Here is a 6907-nt window from a genome sequence, read left to right on the forward strand (position 1 = left end):
AGCCTGTACTACTGGGCCAGGAGTTACGCCGGGCAGCTGAAGAAAGGTGACGACTATATCGAGCTGACCCCCTCGGTCTGTATCAACCTGCTGGATTTCGAGATCTTCCCCCAGCTTCCCGGCTATCATAGCTGTTTCCAGATCACCGAGGCCGACGCACCGGAGTATGTGCTATCCGATCACCTGCAGATCCATTTCATCGAACTGCCCAAGAATCACCTGAAAAGCACCGGTGATGTGAAGGACAAACTTGATACATGGTGTTATTACTTCGAGCACGAAGGCACCGTGGAGGAGGAGGATATGACGCTATTGCTGAAGGACAACCCTGCTCTGGGCAAGGCCCACAGAGCCTACCGCACCTTTACTGCCGACGACGAGCTTATGGACATCGCCGAGGCGCGTGAGAAATGGCAACGCGATGTCAGTTCGCGGTTACGTAGCGCCGAGCAACGCGGCAAGGAAGAGGGCATGCAAGAAGGTATGCAGCAGGGCATGCAGCAGGGTATGCAGCAGGGAATGCAAGAAGGTATGCAGCAGGGTATGCAGCAGGGTATGCAGCAGGGCATGCAGCAGGGCATACAACAGAAGGCTCGTGAAGATGCCCTGAAGATGCTGAAACGCGGGTTCCCCCTTTCCGACATCACCGAGATCACCGGCCTTTCCGAGCAGGAGATCGGGGATCTCGAGCGATCAACCTAGCACCCCTTCTCGGGGCGCCTGTGAGTTTACCGGGGATGGGGCTGGAAGGCCCGTCGGCCGCGCCCCCCCCTGCGAAACACCATCCGCCGCCTGGTAGAATTTGTTTCGCTATTTCCATTTCTCACCGTCCGCGTGTTCGTGCCAGTCTGGGCGCATTTTCGAGCGATCCCTTCCGGGATACCACGAAGGATTCGGCATACCATTCTCATATTCCGGGATGTCACTCTTCTCGACTGGCGATTCGTTGATTATTCTCTTTTTGGGTGGCTCCGCCGGGGGAGTGTTTTGGGCAGAGTCCACCGTGCGATCTTTCCGTAACCGACAAAAGCACCCCACCTGCCGCGGTGGAGCGACATAACCAATAACCGGGCTCTCAAGGAGGCCCGAATGACCAGAAAAGAACGAGACGCATACCGACGCAGCGTCGTCCATCAGTACCGGGAAAGCGGGATGACCCGCAAAGCTTTTTGTGCGGAAAACGGAGTGGCCCTGAGCTCAATGGATCTCTGGAAGTGAACCGACCCGGGATTCACGGACACCTGAAAGTTTGAGATGATGGTGTCATGGGAAAGGGAAAACGGTATCCGAGAGAGCTGCGAGAGAGAGCAGTCAGGCTCGTTGAAGAGTCCATAAACGATCATGAATCTGAATGGGCAGCGATCAGTTCGGTTGCAACCAAGATCGGATGTACGCATGAAACGCTTCGCCGATGGGTTCGTCAAGCGCAGACGGATAGCGGCAAGCGCGGCGGCCTTACGACAAACGAACGGAAGCAGTAGCGAGAAAACCGCGAGCTGAAACGTTCTAACGAAATTTTGAGAAAAGCCTCAGCTTTTTTCGCCCAAGCGGAGCTGGACCGCAAATCCCGGTATTAGTCGACTTCATTGATGAGTACCGCAGTACGTACGGTGTCCAGTCGGTCGTGAGGTTGAGGTCGCGCCATCAGCATACTACGAACGGAAGGCTCAGCAGCGAGATCCATCACGAAGGTGTGCTCGTGCTCAGTGGGAAGACTACCTCCGCGAGGAGATCAAGCGAGTCTGGGAAGACAACTTCCGTGTCTATGGTGCTCGTAAAATGTGGCGACAGCTCAAGCGGGAAAAAAATTCCGGCAGCTCGATGTACGGTGGAGCGCCTGATGAACGCAATGGGTCTATCTGGAGCGGTTAGAGGCCGAAGAAAGATCACCACCATATCGGACAAGACACACCCGAGACCGCCGGATCTGGTGAACCGGCAGTTCATCGCGACCCGTCCGAATCAGTTGTGGATCTCAGATTTCACCTACGTCCCGACCTGGCGCGGTTTTGCCTACACGGCGTTTGTCATCGACGTATTTGCTCGCAAGATCGTGGAGTGGCGTGTGGCTTCGGCTATGACGACTGACCTCACATTGGACGCGCTGGAACAGGCGCTTCACGACCGCGAGGTCACAGACGAGATGGTTCATCACAGCGACAGGGGTCCAGTATTTGTACATTCGCTACACGGATCGACTTGCGGAAGAGGGAATCGCACCGTCGGTCGGAAATGCCGGCGATTCGTACGACAACGTTATGGCGGAATCAATCATCGGACTCTATAAAACGGAGGTGATACGACAACACGGACCATGGAAATCGACCGACGCAGTCGAAATAGCGACCCTTGACTGGGTTGACTGATACAACAACCGGCGGATCATGGAATCGATCGGATATCGGTCTCCACAAGAAGCCGAAATGGAGTACTATGAAGAACAGATGAGGACGGCAGGTCCTGTCGGACTCACACTCTAACCTGTCCGTTGAAACCGGGGCGGTTCAGGTGCTCCCGAAGTCAGCCGAAGGCAGAAATTTTTTAATGAGCAGTTCGAGATGGCGGCCTATCTGGCCGCCGAGCCGTTGGCTTATGTTAAGTCCCCCCATGATTCACGAACTTTGGCGGTGGTTACCGCCTGGGTGCGCCGCGCCTGGGAAGGACCGCCCAACGACCTGATTCTGAAAATACATGGAGCGCATATTCAGTAGGGGCGGGCATTGTTCCGCCGTGCTGGCATGGAAAAGAAATCCATTATGTTCGCTCCTGTATCGATCGTGGCACTGGTCGCCGCTGGAGGCAACGAAAGCGGACCATACCGAGGGAACCCTGTAGGAGGCCTCACGGTACATAGGCAATTGGCCGAGTCGGGAGCAGCAGAAATAAAAAGAGCCGCCAGTTTCCTGGCGGCTCACCCTTACGTGGGTCATGTCTGTCTGGTAACGGTCAGTACTGACCCAGTACCACCGCGTGAGCCACCACGAAGATCTCTCCGCTCAGGCCGGTGATCGTGTAGTTGTCGCTAGTGACGTTATCCATGTCACTCCGCGTGCTGGGATACTGCCCGGGAGCTATTGTGGGTGAATCGCCACCGGGAAGCGGATCGGAGCCAACGTACAGGTGCGTTTCGGTCATGAAGAAGCCCTCGTCCATGACGTAGGTCACCTGTGCAGTCGTACCGTCGTAATCAACGAGAAGCGTACCAACGAGAGTGCCTCTGGTGATGTCACTCTGGCCGGCTCCGGCGTAGATCTCGAATGCGTACGAGCCAACACCAAGGGGGCCATTCGTCCATCCCCAGCGAGGAGAAGAGAAGCCGTCCACATCGTCAAAGACGATGGTGTGCTCGGCGCCGTAAGCATTAAAAAAGGGGGGTGCGGACCTTTTCTTGGACAATTTTTACGGGCCTCCGGAAAGATTTGAAGATAAGAATTCTCGATGAACATCGCCCTTGGAAATGGCATGCATACCATTTGACGGAGTACACAGCCACACCGGGAAGAGAACTGCCCGCTGTAACGAGTCGCTATGACCGGAGAGTTAGGAAGATGAGCCTATCGGCGCACCAGACCACATATTAATTGTCGCGCGCGTCATCCATGGCGCGGGTCTTTACTAAATACACAAAAATGCTATAATGCTAAGCCTGCTTTTACTTGAACAAATCCATGCAGACTAAGGATATAGATGAAAACTTTTGGACTTGGTGAGCTTTTTTGCGGACCTGGTGGTATTGCCTATGGAGCCAAAACAGCTAGAATCAAAGATAATAGCTATCGAATAGTTCATAGCTGGGCAACAGATTATGACTTTGATACCTGCCAAACATATATAAAAAATATTTGTCCTGAAAGTCAAGATAGTGTTATTTGTGCAGATGTGAGAACAATGGATTTGTCAAAAAACAATAAAAAATTAAAACCAATCAATGCTCTTGCTTTTGGTTTTCCTTGTAATGACTTTTCATTGGTAGGTGAAAAACAAGGAATGAATGGAAAATTCGGTCCTTTATATAGGTACGGTATAACTGTGCTAAAAGAGTTTCAGCCCGAATGGTTTCTTGCTGAAAATGTTTCGGGATTAAGTAGTGCTAATAATGGTGGTGCTTTCGCGAAAATATTGGATGATATGAAGGATAGCGGATATAAAATTTTTCCTCATTTATATAAATTTGAAGAATACGGTGTTCCGCAAGCTCGTCATAGAATTATCATTATTGGTATAAGAGATGATTTAAATTTTTATTTTTGTCCTCCTAGTCCGGAACCATATAAATCAATTGATAATTCATCAAAAAATGCTATTGAAAACCCTCCGATTGGGAAAAATGCATTAAATAATGAGCTAACAAAGCAATCTAATAAGGTAGTTGAGCGTCTTATGCATATTAAGCCAGGAGAAAATGCATTTAATTCTGATTTGCCAGATCATTTAAAGCTTAATGTAAAAGGAGCTAAAATCAGTCAAATATACAAAAGGCTCGATCCTGGCAAGCCTGCATATACTGTAACAGGGTCTGGTGGTGGTGGAACACACATTTATCATTATCATGAACCTCGAGCTTTAACAAACCGAGAGAGAGCTAGGTTGCAAACCTTTCCCGATTCATATGAGTTTATTGGATCAAAAGAAAGTGTTCGAAAGCAAATAGGAATGGCAGTTCCTGTAAAAGGCGCCAGGATAATCTTTGAAGCGGTATTGAATACTTTTGCAGGAATATCTTACCCTTGCGTTAATTGTAATGTGAAAGTGTGAATTATGATAAACTACTGGTGGGTTTCAAGACCTAAAAGAAAGTTGAATTCTATTCCAGAAGTCTTAGCAAAATTTTCTGAGATATCAATAAATGAAACATGGGAAGGACAAAGGAACACCCATCTTTCACTTGAAGACGCTCTTGAAAAAGCGGGTTTAAAAAGAGAGGGAGATAGACGGGATCAAACTGGAGGAGGGGCAAGAACATATAAAGCTTGGGTTGCTAGTTTGGGGTTGATTTTTACACAGGAGAGCACAAATAAAATATTTTTAACTCTTGCCGGAGAGGCTATTTTAAATGGTGATTCTCCAGTTGAAGTCTTAAAGAATCAAATATTGAAGTATCAATTTCCATCTCCATTCTCTCTTTCTAGGAATGTCAGTGTCCATGATCGATTTAAAATTAGACCATTCAGATTTTTATTAAGATTGTTAAATGACAATAGAATTTCCTTTCTTTCTGAAAAAGAAATTGCAGAGATAATTATTCTTCAGGCAGAGAATGAGACAGATAAGTGCTATGAGTGTATTGTAAATAAGTTATTGCATTATAGAAGCTATGAGAATGAGTTAATGGTTTCTGATTTTGAAGCTAATTATGGGACTACTGAGAAAAATCTTAAAGATGTTGCTAATACTATAGTTAATTGGTTGGAGTACACACAGATTGTTGAGCGGGGTTGTGGCGAAATCCGAATTTTTGAAGAAAAGAGAAAAGAAGTAGAAAAAATACTATCTGTTGTTCCTCCATTTATTGATCGTCCGTATCAGCAAGAGTATTTTCAAAGAAAATTTGGCGTTGATCCCAGGCATAAAAAAGATAGTAGGGATTTAAATAAGTCTATTACAGTAACTGCAAATATGATTCTAGAAAGCTCAATAAGAAAAGCTTTTATTAATATTGCATTGGCTCGCCCTATAACAAAAATCAATCAGGATTTGATTAATGAAATTGTGGAAAGTGTGGGAATTCAGTATTCTGTGGTTGAAGACTGCCTGTTCAAGATATATCCACATGGTGCAATAAGAATATTCATGAATGAATATTTTGAAATGGCGTTTAAAGGTCGTGATGAAGCAACTGCCTTTGAAAAAGCTACTTCTGAAATATTTCGTAATGTTTTTTTGTTTCAATCTGAGCATATAGGCCAAAAAGGATTAACGCCTGATGTTGTCGTTATTTCTGATGAGTTCGGTTTTTCAGGTATAATAGACAATAAAGCATATAGCAAATATTCAATAAATAACGACCATAAAAACAGGATGATTCATAATTATATTCCAAAGTATAAGAATTTCAAGAAATGTGATTTAGCTTTTTTCATGTATATCGCCGGAGGATTTTCAAATTCTTTTGAAATATCCATAAAAAATATTTCAAGAGAATCTAAAGTAAATGGTTCTGGGATAAGTGTTGTTAATTTAATAAAAATGATTGAAAAGCAAATTGAGAAGCCATATTGCCATCTCTCATTGAGAAGTATTTTTAGTTTAAATAGATTAATCACGCCAGAGGATATGATGTAATTGCCTTCGTCATCTTTGGCCCAGGCTCTATAGACGTGGTGGTCTTCTGCCCAACAACCGCTTCAACCCGACTGTGTACACAGGTGACTTCGGACAGTGATTCTGGGGGCGCGGAGGACGGTTTTTCAGATTGCGATTCCCCCTGGTGGGATAGACTGACTGTAGACTATACGTAACTCCTTCTGATGATTTGGTTGTTATCAGAAGGGTATACACCTTTTCTTTTTCTATCCACCAAGTTTCATAGTATCCCTGACGAGATCAAGGGCTGGTGTATACACCGGCCCAAAACGTCCGCACCCCCCAAGACGGGGCGCGGAACATATGGCCCGCAGCGTATTCAAGTTGAGTTGCGGGCGAACGGCATCGTTCTGGGTCGGGACCATATCGCGCGATTACGGCGTGAGATGGGCCTGCAGTGCGTTTGTAAGCGCCCGCGCTATTTTATCACAGCATCCCGCAGTGTTTTCCGCAGGCTGAACATGAATCTGGTCGATTTTCCCGCAGTGGCATAGCATTTCTGCTTTTGCCCGAATTGGTATTTCAAGGAACACCAGCGCGGGAACCGAAGTCCCCGCGCTGGTGTTATCGCGAAATCACCGCCTGGATATGCTCGGTCTCAACA

6 protein-coding genes, 1 pseudogene and 1 other annotated feature are annotated in these 6907 nt (G+C 46.9%); of the genes and pseudogenes, 6 read left to right on the top strand and 1 reads right to left on the bottom strand.

Annotation, left to right across the window (positions count from 1 at the left end):
• From BW950_RS14215 to BW950_RS14225, 3 genes and pseudogenes are all read left to right on the top strand, one after another.
• Positions 1-702 (top strand): Rpn family recombination-promoting nuclease/putative transposase (locus tag BW950_RS14215; protein ID WP_076489966.1); only part of this gene is annotated, 702 nt, incomplete at its 5' end.
• A 387-nt stretch (positions 703-1089) separates the two neighbouring features.
• Positions 1090-1218 (top strand): IS66 family insertion sequence element accessory protein TnpA, encoded by a 129-nt coding sequence (gene tnpA / locus BW950_RS15485; protein ID WP_268760121.1) that lies wholly within the window; start codon positions 1090-1092, stop codon positions 1216-1218.
• Between the two features lie 47 nt (positions 1219-1265).
• Positions 1266-2480 (top strand): annotated as a pseudogene (locus BW950_RS14225) (IS3 family transposase).
• Positions 1532-1644 (top strand) — a sequence feature (AL1L pseudoknot). It overlaps the preceding pseudogene by 113 nt.
• Before the next feature lie 466 nt (positions 2481-2946).
• On the opposite strand, the gene BW950_RS15025 reads toward BW950_RS14225, so the two are convergent.
• Complete coding sequence (locus BW950_RS15025) at positions 2947-3165, bottom strand: hypothetical protein (protein WP_143559279.1); 219 nt, start codon at positions 3163-3165, stop codon at positions 2947-2949.
• Positions 3166-3687: 522 nt separating this feature from the next.
• Here BW950_RS15025 and BW950_RS14235 point away from each other — a divergent pair.
• The 3 genes from BW950_RS14235 to BW950_RS15660 all read left to right on the top strand — a co-directional run bounded on the left by BW950_RS14235 (position 3688) and on the right by BW950_RS15660 (position 6797).
• The gene (locus tag BW950_RS14235; protein WP_076489969.1) at positions 3688-4755 is read left to right on the top strand and encodes a DNA cytosine methyltransferase; all 1068 of its coding nucleotides are present in this window, start codon (positions 3688-3690) and stop codon (positions 4753-4755) included.
• 3 nt (positions 4756-4758) lie between these two features.
• Entirely contained in the window at positions 4759-6282 is a 1524-nt protein-coding gene (locus tag BW950_RS14240) for a restriction endonuclease FokI C-terminal domain-containing protein (protein WP_076489970.1), read from the top strand.
• Positions 6283-6467: 185 nt separating this feature from the next.
• On the top strand, positions 6468-6797 hold the full coding sequence (locus tag BW950_RS15660) for an IS3 family transposase (RefSeq protein ID WP_076489971.1): 330 nt from the start codon (positions 6468-6470) through the stop codon (positions 6795-6797).
• The last annotated feature ends 110 nt before the right edge of the window (positions 6798-6907 follow it).

The organism is Alkalispirochaeta americana, from assembly GCF_900156105.1.
Classification (GTDB): domain Bacteria; phylum Spirochaetota; class Spirochaetia; order DSM-27196; family Alkalispirochaetaceae; genus Alkalispirochaeta; species Alkalispirochaeta americana.